The 18,036-nt window shown below is 52.6% G+C and carries 15 protein-coding genes; 9 read left to right on the forward strand and 6 right to left on the reverse strand.

What is annotated here, in order from left to right; translation table 11 throughout:
- Positions 1–1,026: 1,026 nt before the first annotated feature.
- Entirely contained in the window at positions 1,027–2,547 is a 1,521-nt protein-coding gene (locus McpCs1_RS06470; protein WP_338096444.1) for a DUF5906 domain-containing protein, read from the reverse strand.
- An 80-nt stretch (positions 2,548–2,627) separates the two neighbouring features.
- Between McpCs1_RS06470 and McpCs1_RS06475 the strand changes: the two genes are divergently transcribed.
- Genes McpCs1_RS06475 through sepS form a run of 3 tightly spaced genes read left to right on the forward strand, consistent with a single transcriptional unit; the run spans position 2,628 to position 5,787 of the window.
- A complete protein-coding gene (locus tag McpCs1_RS06475) occupies positions 2,628–3,266 on the forward strand; it encodes a hypothetical protein (RefSeq protein ID WP_338096445.1) in 639 nt (212 codons plus the stop codon).
- A 2-nt stretch (positions 3,267–3,268) separates the two neighbouring features.
- Positions 3,269–4,207 carry a 4-demethylwyosine synthase TYW1 gene (gene twy1 / locus McpCs1_RS06480; protein WP_338096446.1) on the forward strand — a complete coding sequence of 313 codons (939 nt, stop codon included), beginning with the start codon at positions 3,269–3,271 and terminating at the stop codon, positions 4,205–4,207.
- A complete protein-coding gene (sepS, locus tag McpCs1_RS06485; protein WP_338096447.1) occupies positions 4,204–5,787 on the forward strand; it encodes an O-phosphoserine--tRNA ligase in 1,584 nt (527 codons plus the stop codon). The genes twy1 and sepS overlap by 4 nt, the downstream gene beginning before the upstream one ends.
- A gap of 224 nt (positions 5,788–6,011) precedes the next feature.
- On the opposite strand, the gene McpCs1_RS06490 is transcribed toward sepS, so the two are convergent.
- The 4 genes from McpCs1_RS06490 to McpCs1_RS06505 are packed head-to-tail and all read right to left on the reverse strand — an operon-like array spanning position 6,012 to position 9,656.
- Positions 6,012–6,305 (reverse strand): hypothetical protein, encoded by a 294-nt coding sequence (locus tag McpCs1_RS06490; protein WP_338096448.1) that lies wholly within the window; start codon positions 6,303–6,305, stop codon positions 6,012–6,014.
- Between the two features lie 41 nt (positions 6,306–6,346).
- Positions 6,347–8,536, reverse strand: a complete 2,190-nt coding sequence (locus McpCs1_RS06495) for a DEAD/DEAH box helicase (protein ID WP_338096449.1) — start codon at positions 8,534–8,536, stop codon at positions 6,347–6,349.
- Complete coding sequence (locus McpCs1_RS06500; protein WP_338096450.1) at positions 8,523–9,473, reverse strand: ribonuclease H-like domain-containing protein; 951 nt, start codon at positions 9,471–9,473, stop codon at positions 8,523–8,525. The genes McpCs1_RS06495 and McpCs1_RS06500 overlap by 14 nt, the downstream gene beginning before the upstream one ends.
- 27 nt (positions 9,474–9,500) lie before the next feature.
- Entirely contained in the window at positions 9,501–9,656 is a 156-nt protein-coding gene (locus McpCs1_RS06505; RefSeq protein ID WP_338096451.1) for a hypothetical protein, read from the reverse strand.
- A gap of 130 nt (positions 9,657–9,786) precedes the next feature.
- On the opposite strand from McpCs1_RS06505, the gene McpCs1_RS06510 reads away from it, so the two are divergent.
- From McpCs1_RS06510 to McpCs1_RS06530, 5 genes are read left to right on the forward strand one after another with little or no spacing between them, the layout of a single operon-like run.
- Positions 9,787–10,515, forward strand: a complete 729-nt coding sequence (locus McpCs1_RS06510) for an ABC transporter ATP-binding protein (RefSeq protein WP_338096452.1) — start codon at positions 9,787–9,789, stop codon at positions 10,513–10,515.
- Positions 10,503–11,612 carry a SufB/SufD family protein gene (locus tag McpCs1_RS06515; RefSeq protein WP_338096453.1) on the forward strand — a complete coding sequence of 370 codons (1,110 nt, stop codon included), beginning with the start codon at positions 10,503–10,505 and terminating at the stop codon, positions 11,610–11,612. The genes McpCs1_RS06510 and McpCs1_RS06515 overlap by 13 nt, the downstream gene beginning before the upstream one ends.
- Complete coding sequence (locus tag McpCs1_RS06520; RefSeq protein ID WP_338096454.1) at positions 11,578–12,168, forward strand: cyclase family protein; 591 nt, start codon at positions 11,578–11,580, stop codon at positions 12,166–12,168. The genes McpCs1_RS06515 and McpCs1_RS06520 overlap by 35 nt, the downstream gene beginning before the upstream one ends.
- The gene (locus McpCs1_RS06525; protein WP_338096455.1) at positions 12,165–12,755 is read left to right on the forward strand and encodes a molybdopterin-binding domain-containing protein; all 591 of its coding nucleotides are present in this window, start codon (positions 12,165–12,167) and stop codon (positions 12,753–12,755) included. The genes McpCs1_RS06520 and McpCs1_RS06525 overlap by 4 nt, the downstream gene beginning before the upstream one ends.
- A gap of 57 nt (positions 12,756–12,812) precedes the next feature.
- Positions 12,813–14,192, forward strand: coding sequence for a mannose-1-phosphate guanylyltransferase/mannose-6-phosphate isomerase (locus McpCs1_RS06530; RefSeq protein WP_338096456.1), 1,380 nt, complete (start codon positions 12,813–12,815; stop codon positions 14,190–14,192).
- A 6-nt stretch (positions 14,193–14,198) separates the two neighbouring features.
- On the opposite strand, the gene McpCs1_RS06535 is transcribed toward McpCs1_RS06530, so the two are convergent.
- Complete coding sequence (locus McpCs1_RS06535) at positions 14,199–15,326, reverse strand: glycosyltransferase family 2 protein (RefSeq protein WP_338096457.1); 1,128 nt, start codon at positions 15,324–15,326, stop codon at positions 14,199–14,201.
- 107 nt (positions 15,327–15,433) lie between these two features.
- Between McpCs1_RS06535 and McpCs1_RS06540 the strand changes: the two genes are divergently transcribed.
- Positions 15,434–18,031: an oligosaccharyl transferase, archaeosortase A system-associated gene (locus McpCs1_RS06540; protein WP_338096458.1), complete on the forward strand. Its 2,598-nt coding sequence runs from the start codon at positions 15,434–15,436 to the stop codon at positions 18,029–18,031.
- Positions 18,032–18,036 lie beyond the last annotated feature (5 nt).

An 18,036-nucleotide genomic window follows, 5' to 3' on the forward strand; every position in this document is an offset into this window, starting at 1 on the left:
GTGAGTATTGGGGCCGTTAGAAGTGATTGTGCAATTAACAATAGTGTAATTATACTGAGGTAGGGAACCCGTGGCCGTTATGACTACACCACCTGTCTGTCCATTACCCCCGATAGTTACATTACAAGAATCCATTGTGATTTCATCGCCGACGTGGGATCCAATTAATTTCATGATTATCGGAACGTTTGTTGAGTTCTCATATTTTAAATCCAAATTCCGCAATGTAAACGAGGAAGGAGGACCTATCTCGAATAGATAACCTGAACCAGTCATATTAAGAAGAGGCTTATTGTCAATAGTTTCACCTTCAATGACAAGATCACGATTAATCGTAATCTTACTGGTTATCGGATAGTAACCCGCTTGGACAATAATCTTCGTAACAGCCGAGTCATTGATTGCATCCGTAAAATTCTGAACGGTATCAACCGTAACCGTCTTCTCCCCCGCACTCACAGCTCCCGCCATCAGCACGCTACAAAAAACAATCACGAGAACCGCCAACACGAACCCGTGTCGCAGCCTCGTTCCAGCCATGGAACTGTTCGTTCCCTGAACCATAAATCGCATAATATCAGCACACATTCCTGAAAGCAGGACATCAATAACAGAGAGACATCCAGACACCCAAGAGATAACCATACTATTAGCTCATCTACCTATATCAACATGTCTGATCAGCAAAAAAAAATCAAAAAAAAATAAAAATATCCGCAAAACCAAAAAGAAATACCTAGGGAATACCTCACAAAAATAAAACTCAATCGAGTGAACACCATCCGGTTACAAAACAAACCCGCAAAAATCACACCAAACCAAAAACAACCCCAGAAAAACAGAAATCACCAGACCTGTAACCGCTGTAACCGCTAAAACAGTACTCTTCTATCAACCAAACCATTACCAGAACCAACAATACACAACCATCGGTTACACAAAAAAATAAAACCAAAAAACATCTCCAAACAAAAAACAAACCCCGCACAAAAGAAAAAAATGTAACCGCACCATCCGGTTACAAACTCACTCATCAACCAGACGCCAACCCATCAGAACATTCGTCTCCATCTTTCCCGACACACGCATCCTTTTGCGCACCTCGACCCCTCGCAGCCGAAGCCCGGCATACAGCTCAGACGCACTCACATTCCTCCGCAGACCCCGCCCTCCCCGGGACTCATGCATCCCCTGCTCATCCCCAAACTCCCACGAATACCACCGCTCAAACACCACACGCCCCGGAGTTCGTGCCCCTTCCTCAGGAACCAGACACACCCGCACAAACTCCCCAAGAGAGTCCTGACCCGCAATCACATCCCGCGAATCCCCCGTAATCCGCGAACACAGAGACGCCCAGAACCCTGCCTTACTCTCCGCATCCACATACTCCTGAGCACCCGCAACCAGCCTCGCAAACAGCCAGCGGTTCCCTTCCGGAGTCGCCAGCCGCTCAAGCAGCCCCTCATCCTGATCTTCTGTAGGAACATCCAGATCAAACGGAACGCACACCTCCCGCCGCATCATCCCCCGCCCGCCGGTAGAAAACATCGGCAGCGAATTTGTCACAAACACCAGCGTCCCGTTCACCCGATACTCAGCCTCGCCCCGGTAAATCGCATTCAGCACCACATTCGAATCTCCCGTCAGACGCTTCACCAGATCATCATTCAGCACGCCGCCACCAGCCTCACTCACCACCAGCAGCCGCCGATGCACATGACTCGCAAGGCTCGTCTCACGCTGCGAAGAAGAGTTCACAAACAGCTCCCGCGCAGACACTCGCCCCGCAAGCTCTCCAAGAACCCGCATCACCCACTCAATCAGAACCCCTTTCCCGTTCCCGCCCGACCCGTGAAACACAAAAAACTTCTGCGACGGATTCCCGAGCAGCAGACAGTACCCGAGAATTTTGAGCACATCCCGCACCCAGTCCGGGTCGCCGCACGAAATCTCAGCAAAAAATTTCTCCCCTTCAGGAAAATCTGCGGGCGGCGACTTTGCGAAGCAAGTCGCAGCCCGGCTCCGCACAAACAGACTCGGACCGTACGGAACCTTACTCACGCCGCCATCCTCCCCGAACTCAACCACACAATCGGCCGCAGGAATCCCCATCACCTGATCGAACGGACTCACACTCCGCACCCGGAAATCCGTAACACGCGACAGAAGATCAGACTTCATATCCCGCACCGGCCCGGTATAACCGGACGCGTCCACCAGTCGCTGAATCTCAGACTCAACTGTTCGCGCATTCTCCGCATACAGACCGGTCTTTGCATCATACACAAACAGCTTGCCGCCAACCGTAACCGGCCGGAACAGCTCACACAGATACTGCGAAAACGACAGCGACCGCACGCGGCAGCGTCCAAGATCATCAGCATAGAAAATATCCGCGCGCAGCTCGCCAAGCCGCAGCGTGTCCTTCGGAAGAGCAAGGGGATCGCTCTCAACGATACAAACCTCAGCAGAAGACTCTGCCAGGCAAATCGGACCCGCAAAAGATGCAAGGTCCACATCCTGATATTCGGAGTTGATGTTCATTTGATTTCTTGTAATACATTTGTATTCCATAAGTATTAAATGTATTTACTGTCATACATAGTATCGAGTAGCATACCATCATGACATCAGAACCTCTCGGTGGAAAACCCGAAAAAAAACTCATCTCCCTTCGTCTTCCCCTTCCCCTTCTCGAAGAGATCGACACCTTTGCCTGGAAACACCGGACCGACCGCTCAGATATTATTGAAAAATCCTGCCGCCACTACATCACCGCAGTCCCCTGCACCGAATGCGGCACCCTCAACCCCCAGTCCGGCAAAAAGTGTGCACTCTGTGGTGCGCGGCTCACCCGTCCCGACCAGTGGGTCGAAAAACTCCAAAAGGATACCGACGAACTCATCTTCCGCCAGAGACAGCTCTGCGACGTTGAAACCAGACTTGAATCCTCCATCTTCAGTCTCGAAGAGCTCGAAGAAGAAATCTCCGCCGAACAAAAACCCTTCCTCAAATTTCATATCGGCGACAGTTACCTCACCCTCAAAGAAATTCAGAAAGCCCTCATCCTCAGCGGAACCGCCGACCTCTCCAAAGACATCCGCGAAGCAGAAGCCCTTCTTGAGGACCCTGACCAGTCCCTGGTTCCTGACATGATCGGCAGAATCTCGCACAGACTCGCCGAACTCGAGTACCTCGAAGGTCGTGCCGAGCATACCATCGAAAGCAACGCTGAGCTTACCCGCAAACTCACCGCCGACTAATCATGCCCAGAACCATCTCACCCCCCAAAACTCCCAAAGACTCCCTTCACCGGCAGGGCTACAACTTTATCGCCGCAGGATCTTCGGCAGCCGTCAAACCCTGCATGTGGTGTAAACGCGCGCTTCGCGGCGGAGAGCAGTGTTATAAACATCAGTTCTACGGAATCGAGAGCTGGCGGTGCGTTCAGATGACGCCAACCCTTCGCTGCAACCAGCGTTGTCTCTTCTGCTGGAGAAGCATGGAACACGAAATCACCGAAGAGGTCGAACTCGACCCCAAAGAAATCATCGATGCCATCCCCCGCGTTCAGAGAAAAGGACTCTCCGGCGACAAGCCATGGAGCGACCCTGACCGCTGGGAAACGGCCACCAGCCACCCGAATCAGTACGCGATATCCCTTTCCGGGGAGCCGACGCTGTACTCCCGTCTCCCCGAACTCATCGACCTGCTTCGCGAGGAGGGCAACAGCATCTTCCTTGTCTCAAACGGCACCGTTCCGGAAATGATTCAAAAAGTCCGGCCCAGCCAGCTCTACCTCTCGCTTGACGCGGCGAATGCCTCGAGCTACGCCGAGCTCTGCCGGCCCGCAGGAGATCCCACAATAATGTGGGGAAACATTCAGAGATCCCTCGGCATGCTCAGGCAGAAGGAGGAGGAAGGCGTGCGAACGGCCGTTCGCACGACTCTTGTCAAAGGATATAATGACGGCAGCGGCGCTGCCTCCGGCATCGCCGCCCTCATCAAAGATGCCGCGCCCAACTTCGTCGAGATCAAAGGATACATGTATCTTGGATACAGTCGAACCAGATTACCAGAAACTGCCGTGCCCACAATGGATGAAATCCGATCCTTTGCGAGCCAAGTTGCAGAGCATGCAGAGTACCAGATACTGGACGAAAACGCACCCAGCCGGGTGGTATGTCTTGTGAGAAAACCATGAAATTCGATATTGAAGAGTTCAGACAGCGCAGAAAGACCGACTTTGAAGGAGCCTGGCACGCCGGCCCCTCAGTTATCACGCCGCCCGCGGCCGCGGGAGTGTATCCGCGCTACGCATACCGCAGAGCAAAAGTTCATCCGATCTTTGACACCATCGCACGCCTTCGTGCGGCCTATCTCTCAATGGGATTTGACGAGGCGATGGTTCCGGTATTCATCGACGAACAGGATGTGTACCGCCAGTTCGGTCCGGAAGCTGCCGCGGTTCTCGATCGCGTCTATTATGTCGGCGGTCTGCCAAGACCAAACGTGGGAATTTCCCGCGAGCGGCTTGATGCAATCGCGGCAATTACCGGAACGCCTGTTGACACGGCAACTGAAGAGAAGCTGATGAAGTGTCTGCACGGCTACAAGAAGGGCAAGTTCGACGGCGATGATCTGACGCACGAGATGTCGGTCGCACTCAAAGTGGACGACGGTGTGGTCGTCCACATTCTGGATTCGGTGTTCCCTGAGTTCAAGGAGCTTGCGCCCGAGTCGTCGCGGACGACTCTGCGCTCGCACATGACGAGCGGCTGGTTTTTGTCGCTTGCCCAGATGTGGGACAAGCGGCCGATGCCGATTCGGATGTTTTCGGTTGACCGCTGTTTCCGCCGCGAGCAGGAGGAGGACGCAACGCACTTGCGAACATATCACTCTGCGTCCTGTATTGTTGCGGGCGAGGATGTGACGGTTGACGAAGGCAAGGCGGTCGCAGAAGCTCTCCTTTCGGCGTTCGGGTTTACGGAGTTCCGGTTCCAGCCTGATGAGAAGCGGTCGAAGTATTATATGCCCGAGACCCAGACCGAGGTCTACGGCAAGCATCCGGTTCACGGCTGGGTTGAGGTGGCAACGTTTGGTATTTACTCGCCCGCGGCTCTTGCTGAGTACGGGGTCGGTGTGCCGGTGATGAATCTTGGTATGGGTGTTGAGCGGCTGGCGATGGTGCTGACTGAGGCCGAGGATGTACGGAGGCTTTCGTTTGCCCAGCTGTTCCCGCCGGTTTACTCAGATACGGAACTTGCGAAGGCGGTTGGTCTTCGTGAGGAGCCGAAGACGATTGAAGGCCGCCGCGCGGTTGAGGCAATTATTGCAGCAGCCACACCTAACGCAGCAGTGAAGTCTCCGTGCGAGTTTTCGGCATGGACCGGCGAGCTCTACGGCAAGAAGGTGGAGATCACCGTAAGCGAGCCGGAAGAAAACTCGACTCTTCTGGGTCCTGCGGCACTGAACGAGGTGTTTGTGCGGAACGGCGCAGTTCTTGGCGTGCCGGATAATGAGAAGTTCGCGGATGTGCGTGCTGAAGGCGTTCCGACCGGAATTTCGTTCCTGTATGCGGTGGCAAATCTGGCGGTCGCCCGTATCGAAGAGGCCGCCCGCCTCGGCGAGGAGACGAGTGTGCAGGTAAAGATGTCCAAGCACCCGAGTGACGTGAATCTCAAAATCGAGGAGTATGCGATGCGGTATATTACGGATAATAAGAGAAAGCTGGATCTCCGCGGCCCGGTGTTCATGACGGTTTCGTCGAGGATTGTGGAATAATTTTTTTTTTGAAACGCGAACTCCGAAACGCGAATAGCGCGAATAAAAAATCGCCAATGGCGATTTTTAGAAACTTATTAAAATTATTTTTTTAACAGATTGCATTATTCCAAAAATATAGATAATTTCTTTTTTTTTGAAAAATCGCCATTGGCGATTTTTTTATTCGCGTTTTAAAAATCGCGTTTCAAAATATTTTCAAAAAAAAGATTGTCAAGGAAAAATTATTCCTTAACTTTGATCTCGATGCCGCCAAAGAGTCTGGAGGAGTGGTTAAACGCCCAGGCACAGACAGCGCCGACAACGAGACCGACAAACAGGCCGAGAATACCGAAGAGAATGATCAGCATAAGAGTCTCCAGAAGACCCACACCAATTCCCGGAATAACGCCAAGCGCAAACGAAAGTCCGACAAGTCGTAAAATTCCCTCAATGAATCCACCAATAGCGCCAAGGACAGCGAAAATACCGCCAAGAACAAATGCGGCGGACGAGATGCCAATATACTCGATTTTCATGGTTATACCTTAGTTAGCATTTACATTTCACCTATATATATTCATGGGTTTTCGATTCCAAGGCAGGATGTAAGCGAGGAGAGAAGCGCGACCGTGCCTGCTTTGCTTAACGGCTGATTGTTGTTTCCGCATTTGGGGGAGTGGATGCAGGACGGACAGCCGGTTTCACATGAACAGCCTGCAACCATGTTGCGGGCAAGCCGGACGATCTCGGGGAAGACGGTCGCGGCTTTCTCCGCAAGGCCGACGCCGCCCGGAACTCCGTCATAGATGAAGATCGCAGCGTCTCCTGCATCAGGATGGAACGGTGTTGAGACACCCCCGATGTCTGAGCGGTCGCAGAGAACATGAACCGGCATTGCGGCAATGAGGGCATGCTCCGCACCATGCAGGGCTCCGGCAATTTCGGAAGGTGTGATGATGCCTTCGGCGTCAGGCGTGATCCAGCAGGCTTTGGTGGTGAACTCCATTGCAGGAACTTCCAGAGGATGGGTTGCCACAATCTGATCATACTCAAGGACCGAGTAGCCAAGCATCTGGGTCGAGACAAGGACCGAACCGTAGTGAACCAAAAGGCTTCCGTGTCTACAGGTTTTTTCGCGCGAGAGGATGCGGATGTCGGTTGTGTGAAGCGAACGCGTGCGATAGTTGTCAAGGGATTTCTTCACGCGGATGGTGAGATTTTTGCGGTCGGTCTCTTCCACAACGTACCGTTCGCCCTGATGGAAGATGATTGCTCCCGGGTACGCCTCGCGAAACATCTGATACTCGTCCATTGTTTCGAGCACCGTGTTTTTGAAAACAACCGTCCATGTGCCTGAACTTTTACCGGAGAGGGAAACTTTCTGCGCAGGAGGTTCGGTGCCGCAGTAGACGAAACCTTTGGGGGTACTTGCTATCAGGTGTTCGTCTTTGAGGACCGGAAGAATATCTGCGGCGGTCTCCCCAAAGTAGGCGGCATCGCGTTCGGTCCGGTACGGGAGCTCGGCTGCTGCGCAGAGGATGTGTTCGCGCAAGACATAGGGATTTTCCAGATCGAGAATCGGCTGCTCGTGAGGCGCGTCGAAGAAGGCGTCCGGATAGCGCATAAAGTACTGGTCGAGCGGATTCTGCTGGGCGACAAAGGTGATGAGCGCGTCTTTTCCGGCCCGGCCGGCTCTCCCTGCCTGCTGGCGGACCGACATCATGGTGCCTGGAAATCCGCTGATGATCACCGAGTCAAGACCACCGACATCGATGCCGAGTTCAAGCGCATTCGTGCTGATGACGCCTGAGAGATCGCCTTCTTTCAGATTCTTTTCGATGTTTCGCCGTTCGTTCGGGCGGTAGCCGCCGCGATAGGAGGAGATGCCGGTGTTTGGCATATCTTCCCTGCATCGCATGGCGGTTATCTCAGCCATGTTGCGGGATTTGGTGAAGCAGAGTGTCTGCATGCCGCTCTGCACCTGATCACGGATGAGATCAGCGGTCGCGGTAATGCTGCTCTTGCCGGAGGCTGAAGGATTGTAAAGCCGAAACGTCTGTTTCGCACGTGGTGAGCCGTCGTTGGATACTTCGAGCGCCGGAAGACCGGTGAGGGTTTCTGCAAATGTTTCGGCTCCTCCAATGGTTGCAGACGACAGAACAAACTGCGGACGAGCGTCATAGTAGCTGCATATGCGCCGAAGGCGCCGAAGGAGAAGGGCGATGTGGGAGCCGAAGATTCCGCGATACCGGTGGGCTTCGTCGATGACGATCGCACTAAGGTTCGCCCAGAAGTCGCCCCACTGCATTCTCCATGCGAGAATCTGGTGCAGCTCATACATGTTGGTGAGAATTATCCGGGAGCTGGATCTGATCTTTCCCCTGGCTTCGCGGGGCGTGTCGCCGTCATAGATTGCTGGTCTGGTCTTTGCGCCGAGATCTTTGTCAAGTTTGTCAAAGACTGCGAGCTGATCGCGGGTCAGAGCTTTGGTCGGGTAGATGAAGAGCGCGGTCGCATCACGATTCTGCATCAGCTTTTCAAAAACCGGCAACGCATATGCAAGGGTTTTTCCGGAAGCCGTAGGGGTCGTGAGGATGATATTTTTTCCTGCGGTGACCGCATCATATGCATCAGCCTGATGGGTGTAGAGCGAGATATTGTGATTTGCCAGATATCCTGCAACCGCTGGCGATACAGCGGTTGCCGGACGTTTATGCACAGCAGTCCTTGCTTCAAACACCCGTGTATGCATCTCAGGAATTTCCATACATCATCTCCGTCTGTTTTGCGAGCAGCAGGGCGAGGCTTGTGACATCGCTCCTGTTGTGATCAACAATTTCCTTGAGCGGCTCAGGATTGCCGGTCCGCAGATATCTCTGGTAGTAAACCGGCACAAGGTAGCCGGGGAGGTCATCCTCTCTGCCGCAGCCGAGCACATACTCTTCGACCGTGCCAAGACAGCAGTCCGGCAGGTCGGCTCTGAACAATCTCCGTGAGGGGTGCAGGAGATCGAAGTGGAGGTTTGGTCTGCACTCGCGTTCGCCGTAGTAGGCGAGACGGTTGTTGGTGAACGGAAGATCGAAGGATCTGCCGTTGTAAGTGACGAGCACCGGATGGTTTCGCATGATGTCTGCGACAAGTTCGAGGGCCGGCAGTTCTTCGCCGATGTTTCGCAGCAGATACTGGGTGACGCGGAGGTTTTCTCCGTCGCACACACCGCAGCCGAAGAGAATGATCGGCGAGTGCACCATGCCAAGCGTCTCGATGTCAAAGAAGAGGAGATCATCCCGCGGAACAACCGCACCAAATCCGGTGAGGAGGGGATCTGCACCGCGGCCTTTGTTCGTAAACAGCCGGATGATCTCTTTCGGAGAACCGTTTCTGATGATTCCAGCGGTCTCGTTCGCTTCTGCCTTCCAGTTCGTGCGCCGCAGGTCGTCCAGCGTCTGAATGCCGCGGCGTCTGCACATCTTTTCCCGTTCCGGTCCGATACCGCGGACAAGACTGATCTCCTGCATCAGTCGCTCACGGAGAGTCTCTTCAGCGAGAAAAACATCCGGCATCGGATGCACTGACTCAACAGCAAGGCAGGAGCCGTCCGCTGTCTCTGTCTCCCATACCTCAGCTCTGCTGCTGCGGCCTCCGGCAGCAGTCGTTTTCAGCGACAGGGCCGGCGTGAATGCCTGTTCCAGTACCTGCATCATTCCCGCGACTCTCCGACCTCTGACAGCTTATGCAATAAGATAGCTCGGGTCGCGAAGCGAGGATATCATATTCCCAGGCGTTCCCGCAGCATACCAGCAGAGCTTGGAAAGCTGGTTTTTGCGCTGAATTGCTGTGTACTGTGCTGCACGTTCTGCCATTGAAACTAATGCCATGCTTGTCATGATCAAACATCAGAATGAGAGAATATAAACCCCGGACCGCGCGTACTGAAAGTGCCCGTTTCGTGCGAAGTGGATCGCCGAAACCCGTATCTTTACAACCCACCGCACCCAACACTACAATAGATTTTCCATGCTTGAGATCAGCAATCTTCATGTGGAAGTTGGCGGACGCGAGGTCCTCCACGGCGTTAGTCTAAAGATTAGCGACGGCGAAACCCACGTTCTCCTTGGCCCGAACGGCTCGGGAAAGACCACCCTTCTGCGCACCATAATGGGATTTGGCAGCTCCCGGGTCACCAGCGGCAAAATACTTTTCAACGGCATTGATGTCACCGCAAAGCCTGTCCACGAACGGGCACAGCTTGGGATGGGCATCATGTTCCAGCGGCCGCCCACCATCTCCGGCTTAAAGCTCGGCAAGTTCCTCAACGCGACCACCAAGATAGGCGAAGAAAATATCCCCGAACTTGCAGAGCGGATGCACATGACAAAGTTCCTTGACCGCGACGTCAACGCAGGATTCTCCGGCGGCGAGATCAAACGCAGCGAAGTCCTGCAGCTCATGGTCCAGAACCCATCCTTTGTCATGCTCGACGAACCCGAAAGCGGTGTCGACGTCGAAAACATGGAACTGCTCGGCAACGCCGCAGCAACCCTCCTCGAAAAAGACCAGCACATGATCAACCGCACCAAATCCGGCCTTATCATCACCCATACCGGCTACATCCTCGACTACATCGAAGCTGACGTCGGCCATGTCTTAATCGACGGACAGATGCGGTGCAGCGGAAACCCGCGGGAAATTCTCCGGAGTGTCAAAACATCCGGCTACAAGGAGTGTATCGCATGCCAGAAATGAACGGCTTTGACGCCATCAGCAAAGAAGACAAGGAACGCCTCGCACTCACCGGAATCCAGACCGATTCACTCGAAGGACGTGCAGGAAGCTTCCTCCTTGTCAACGACCATGTCCTCCATGCAGGCTCCAACGCAGAAGGCGTTGAAGTCATGATGATCGACAAAGCCCTCGAAAAATACTCCTGGCTGTCGGAATACTGCTGGAAAATTGTTCCAAAAGACAAAGACCAGTACACCCAATATGTCGCCGACCATCCGCAGAGAGGCTACGTCATCATCGCCCGCAAAGGAGCAAAGACCACGTTCCCGCTCCAGAGCTGCATGTTTTTACAGGGAGACTCTATCCAGGCAGTTCACAACATCGTTATCGCCGAAGAGGGAGCTGAGGTTCACTTGATTGCAGGCTGCGCAAGTTCGTTTGCAACCAAAGAAGGAGCTCACTATGGTATCAATGAGATCTATGTCGGCAAGAACGCGAAAGTCACCTCAACGATGATTCACACATGGGGCGAGCAGATCGAAGTGTTCCCGCGGACTGCGTCCGTCGTCGAAGAAGGTGGAACTTTCATCTCAAACTATGTCTGCATGAAGCCGACAAAGATGGTGCAGATGTACCCGACCGCCTATCTCCGCGGTAAGGGAGCGGTCGCCAGATTCTCAGGCGTGATTGTGGCCGGACCCGGCTCACACATCGACTCAGGATCTCGCGCGGTTCTTGAAGCGCCCGAGACGAGCGCTGAGCTCATCACTCGCGCTATTACAAACGGCGGAACGATCATCTCTCGCGGCGCTATCATCGCCCATGTGCCGCAGACGAAGGGACACATCGAGTGCCGCGGCCTTATCTTAAAAGACGGCATTATGCATGCGATCCCGGAGATCGACGGCCGTGTTACGGATGTGGAACTCTCTCACGAAGCAGCGGTCGGCAAGATCGCCCGCGATGAGATCGAGTATCTGATGGCGCGCGGTCTTTCAGAGGAAGAGGCGACGGCAACGATCATCCGCGGATTCCTTGATGTGCGCATCGAAGGACTCCCGGACGCACTGCAGAAGCAGATCGATGATGCGATCGATTCTGCAGATCATGGTTTCTAAGATGAAGATTTACGATGTGACCCGGGCCCTTGTGCCCGGAATGTATGTGTATCCCGGCGATCCCGAGTTTGTGCGAAGAGAGTTGCACGCAGGAGAATCAACGATCTCGGCTCTCTCGCTCGGCACGCATACAGGAACCCACATCGATGCCCCAGCGCATTACTTTCCTGCGGGCACAACCGTTGATGAACTGCCGCTTGGTTCACTGATTACGATTGCAGAGGTGGTGTCGTTCGGCGCTCTTTTCTCCCACACGAGTTCTGCTGTTCTGTTCCGCTCAGGATATCATGATGCGGACAAAACCTATCCTGAACTTTCCGAGAAGGAGGCAGAGTATCTGATCTCCTCCGGAGTAAAGGTTGTCGGCTGTGACACGCCCTCAATCGGCAGCGATGCAGTTCACCGCATTCTGCTCGGAGCAGGCATTGCAATTATTGAGTTGCTGGACCTGACCCATGTTCCTGACGGAATGTACCACATGTTTGCCCTGCCGCTGAAAATCCGAGGGGGCGACGCAGCTCCTGCACGGGTTGTTCTGCTGGAGGATGAAGAATGATTTTACATGAAGCAATTTCGCGCCTACAGGAGGTTTCCGCAGGCGCAGGATGTGAAGACGGGGATTTGCAGTATGCTCCTCTGCCGAAGCATCACATCTGTAGGTTTTGTCGCGGCAGCTGTCTTGGCATTGAGTACGGCGGACGGGTTGCTGAGATCAGTTCTACTGAACCGTTTTCCGCGAAAATGATGCTTGCAAATATCTATGATGCTCCCCTGAAGTCAGAAAAGACGCGGGCTGCGGCTGCCGGCGCATTGACTGCGGCGGCAGGGTTTCTGATGATCACGCGAAAGCTCGGGCCGTGCCCAACGGTGAACTTCGATGACTGTCTGGAGGAACTCGTCGCGCACTGCGGAGGACGACTCGTGTATGTTATCGGCGATGACATCCCGGGCATTCGTCAGGCATTGTTCGCCGAAGAGGCCGATCTGGTGATTGTGACCGGTGACGCTCTCCTGACTGATGAGGGACTGGCCGAGATTGATGAGGCGCGGGCGCTTGGCAAAGAGATGCTGTATCTCGGACCTGAGTGGGCAGGTGCTGCGTGCCTGCTCGGGCTTGAGCACTGGTGTCCGTACGGAACCTAAAATTTCTTATTTAAACCGAATCTTCATAATTTATCGGGTTCCATTGATGTATCACGTATGTATTCCGTAATCCTTGCCGGCGGTTCGGGAACCCGCCTCTTTCCGCTGAGCCGGAGTGAGTATCCGAAACAGTTCATTCCTCTGCTTGACAAAGAGTCACTGTTCCAAAAGGCGGTGCTGCGTGCCTGCCTCTATTCCATGCCTGACGAAATTTATGTGGTCACGAACGAGGCACATAAGTTTCTGGTGCGGGACCAGCTGGAGGAGATGGATGCAGACTGCCATATCCTCACAGAGCCCTGCGGAAAAAATACCCTTCCGGCAATACAGTATGTGGTCTCTGAAATAGCAAAGAGGGATCCCGACGCAGTGGTTGCGGTCTTCGCATCAGATCAGCTGATTGAGGCGGACGGCCGCTATACAAGGGCGATCGATCAGGCCTGTGTTCTTGCAAAGACGCATCTGGTTGTCTTCGGCGTTGTTCCCACTTCCCCTCACACCGGCTACGGATACATCAGGCCGGGAGCAGCGCTCGAGGAGGGATACGTTGTTGACGCATTTGTGGAGAAGCCCGATGCACCGACAGCCGAGCGGTATCTTGCGGAAAAGTATCTCTGGAATGCAGGAATGTTTTGCTTTGGTGTTCCAATCTTTCTTGAGGAGTGTAAAAAACTCAGTCCGGAAGTCTACGCCGCATTCCAAAAACCGACAGACGAGGCATACAACCTGACACCGAAGATCTCAATGGACTACGGGATCATGGAAAAAACCGATAAAGCGGCAGTTGTGCCTCTGATATCGTCATGGAGCGATCTCGGCAGTTTTGAGGCACTCTACTCGGTAATGGACAAGGACTCGCTCGGAAATGTTGTGGAAGGCGAGTATCTGTCTCCGGACGGCAAAAACAATCTGATAATTTCCGACAAGCTGGTGGCGACACTTGGCCTGTCAAATGTCGCCGTGATCGACACGCCTGATGTTCTTCTGGTCTGTCCGAAAGATCAGTCCCAGAATGTCGGAGAGATCACGGCGCTTCTGCAGAAAAACGGCGACAGTCGTGCATCTGTTCACACGACGGTGCACCGACCATGGGGAAGCTATTCGGTGCTTCTCAAAGGGAAAGCGTATCTGATCAAGCGGCTGACGGTGAAGCCGCATGCGCGCTTGTCTCTGCAGTACCACCATCACCGCAGTGAACACTGGATTGTAGTAAGCGGTATGGCTGAGGTTGTGAACGGAGATACGACGTTTTTCGTCAGAAACGGCGAGAGTACCTTTGTTCCGGCAGGAACGATGCATCGCCTGTCAAATCCGGGAATTTTGCCGCTTGAGGTAATTGAGGTACAGTTGGGTGAGATTCTTACGGAGGAGGATATTGTCAGATGTGATGATGATTACCTGAGATACTCTGAGGAGTCTCCCAAAAATATTGAATAAATTACTCTATTTTTCAACACGATCCCACAACTGAATATTTTTCCGTCTGAGGAGTCCTATCAGCAAGTAAAACTGGTTGAGGACAAAACTGCTCAGGAGATTGTCCGGTTTTATCAGAGAAAACATCAGCACCGCAATAACAAGTGCTACAATTGCCAGACAGTACAACACTGACCAGAGAAAGAAGCCTGCACAAAGAAGTACTGTAGAAACTACAAACAGCAACGGTGAGTAGAGCAGCATCCATCGTCGAAGAGGAAATATCTGTTTCCAGAACAGTTTTCTCTTTTCACTATATGATGACTGAAAATGACGGGTGCTGTTTATCAGACCGTCAGCACGGCGAATTTTCTGATGATACTGTTCGCGAAATGACACTGGCTGCAACTCGTATGCTACTGCATCGACCGCATATATCGCCCGATATCCGTTTGTAATGCAGGTCAGCGCAAGATTTGCATCATCTGCACCGGTAGTCTCTTCAATATGCGGCACGGCAGATTTTTTGAAAGCAATCAACGGGCCGTTGAAGTTGTATGTTGAATCAATCAGACTGTCGTACTCGCACATTTTTCCGTAGACGGAACGGTAAGCTCCTTCAGAACCGGTCACACTCCGGGTTGAGCCGACCGGAACCAGATCAGCACACACTGCACCAACTTCAGGATTCTGGAGATGGGCCACGAGTTTTACAAGAGCATCAGGTTTTGTAGTGATGTCTGCGTCAGTGAAAACAATGATCTCATCCTCAATTGCTGAGAGCATCATATTCTGACATCGTATTTTTCCAAGTCGCATTTCCGGTTCGATCAACTGTGACTTAACCGGACTGTGTACCAAGGACTCTTTTGCGGCAACACTTGTTGCAGGGTCAGCCCCGTCATTAACCACATACAGAGTAAGCCGGTCCTTGGGATACTGAGATTGAAATACGTTCTCAATACGCGTTTTAACGAGAGGACCCTCTTTATATGCATTGATCACAACACTGATCGATGGATAGACAATGATCTCCGGAGCAGAAACAGAGGGCAGTGTTCGGATCTTCAAAAGATAGGAGATGTAAGGATATACTGCAGCACATCCGATGCCAAGTCCGCATATTATCAGGAGGAGGGAGGGTACAGATATCATATCTCATTGTTATTGCAGGTTGAATGAAATGATTGTTCCGCTTTTCCCAACTACTTTATCTAATGAGACACTCAGATTATAGATATAATTCACCCTCAGTGATAAGTATGGATATGAGCTTTTGGAACGATCGTCGATATCGTTATGGAATCCTTGGAGGAATAGTACTCATCCTTACAGTACTTGCCTTCTGGATACGTATACTGCCGTTTCCGGATCTGGCTGGAACCGGCGATATGATCGCAGGACCGGACGCATGGTACAACCTCCGGCTTATCGAGGCAGCACTTGCAAACAACTTTGGATTTATCCATTTTGAACCGATGACCCTGTACCCGACCGGTCAGGACATCGTCTGGGGTCCTCTGTTCACTTGGATTGCAGCGGCAGTTGCAGCAGTTGCAGGAGCAGCAACGCGCCCAGAAGTAATTGATGCAGCCGGATGGGTCCCGGCCCTGATGGGTGCTGCAATGGTTCCGGTTATGTACTGGTTTGGTGCAAGAATCGGCAACTGGAAGACAGGACTTGTCTCTGCACTGTTTATTGCCGTGATCGGAGGGCAGTATCTGTCCAGATCTCTTTACGGACACTTGGACCACCATATTGCAGAAACGCTGTTTTCAACACTGTTCTGTCTCCTGTATGTGGTCGCCCTCTATGCTCTGAAGGATCATAAAATTGACTTCAAAGAGTATGCGACCCTGAAAATACCAGTGTTGTACGGAATAATCTGCGGTATTGCCTACCTGCTCAGTCTGTTGACCATGTCAACCATGGTCGTGTTCGGGCTGTTTGTTGCACTCTTCACCCTGATTCAGTTCATTATTGATCATCGTGCCGGAAAGCCAACAGAATATCTGCTTGTTCTGAATGTGATCGCATTTACTATTGTTGTAATTGGCATGCTGATCTATGGAGTACAGGATACCAGTTTCAGTTTTGTGTCATACTCGCTTGGAGTACTCTGTGCTCATATCGGCTTGATCATTGGAACGATCGTCCTCTATGCGATATCGAAGATACTGGCAAAGAAGAGCATGCCATGGTATTACTTCCCGGCAGCACTTGCGGCCATTGTAATAGTCGGAGTCGGCATCGTGGCAATTGCTCTTCCGACTCTCTTCAGTTCGGCAATGGGATCTCTCAGTATGTTCTTCTCCCAAGGAGCAGCCCAGTCCACCATCGCCGAGATGGCCTCCTGGTCCATGGAAGGAGCATTCAACTCCTATAACTGGGGCATCCTGCTCGCAGCAGGCGGATTTATCTACCTCCTCTACCGTGTATGGAAACATGAGGAGCCAGGAGCACTGTTTGTTCTCATCTGGTCCATTCTCATGATCTTTGCAACCATCCAGCATGTCCGCTGGGAGTATTATGTCGCAGCAAACATTGCACTTCTTGCAGCAGTCGCAGTCGGATGGACAATTGATTTCGCGCAAAAGGATCTTCTCAAGATAGTCGGAAAGCAGGAGAGCAAAACCTCAGACGAAACTCCGGCAAAGAAAGGCAAAAAAACTGCGGCAAAAGCAGCAACAGGGCCTGACTGGATCAAAGTCGGCGTCTTTGCAATTGTAGCAGTCATTGCCATAGCATTTGTGGCAACCTCAGCCGCAGCCGCGGTGCAGACCGGCTCAAACTACGGCAAGTACGGTGGAACCGAGAAGGACTGGATCTCAGAAACCACCTGGATGCTGAATGGAACTCCAGAGACCGGTGTTGATTATCTGACCATCTATGAAAAAGACGGTTTCGTGTACCCTGAAGAGTCCTATGGTGTTATGTCCTGGTGGGACTATGGCCATTACATCACCACAATCGCAGAACGCATTCCAAACAGCAATCCCTTCCAGTCAGGAGTTGCCGGTGAGTACGGTGCTGCAGCAGTACTGACAAGCACCAACGAGTCGGCAGTCATGGAAAAACTGGATTACCTTGGCACCAGGTACGTCATGACCGACTACCAGATGGCAGGCGGCAAATTCGGTGCAATGGCAATCTGGAACGACTCGGTTGCACAGCTGAGCCCGTACTTCTACACAATGTTGCAGAACAGCAACGGCCAGCTCTCCTATGTGCAGGCATACACGCCCGAGTACTATAACACGCTGACGGTGCGGCTGCAGAACTTTGACGGATCCATGACAAGCCCCGGAGACGTGGCATATGTTGAGACCGACTCATCAGGAGGCTACGGCTACCCGGTCATCACCAACATGAAAGCATACACTAATGCAGCAGATGCATGGGCAGCGGCTGATCAGTACAATTCGGTCACGGCCTCGGCAACAAAGCATGCCTATGTTGTTGCAAACCCGTCAAGTGTGACCAAAGGATATCTTCCGAGTGTGACCGTTCCTGCACTGCAGCATTTCCGCCTCGTGCACGAGTCCCCGACCTATGTGATGACCAACGGTCAGGCCGCAAGCCAGCCGATCGAAGGCGGTAACGCATGGGTCAAGAGCTTTGAGTACGTGCCGGGAGCTGTCATCAAAGGAGACGGCATCATTGAAGTGAACGTTGTCACGAACAATGGAAGAACCTTCACCTACCGTCAGGAAAGTGTGGACGGACAGTTCATTGTTCCATACTCCACCTCCGGCAGCAGCTACGATGTGAAGACGACCGGACCCTACACGATTGTTGGTACCGGCAAGACCTTTGAGGTCTCTGAGGAAGCCGTGATGAACGGCCTTTCCATCAACTAATCTTT

This window comes from Methanorbis rubei, from assembly GCF_032714495.1.
GTDB classification, from domain to species: Archaea; Halobacteriota; Methanomicrobia; order Methanomicrobiales; family Methanocorpusculaceae; genus Methanocorpusculum; species Methanocorpusculum rubei.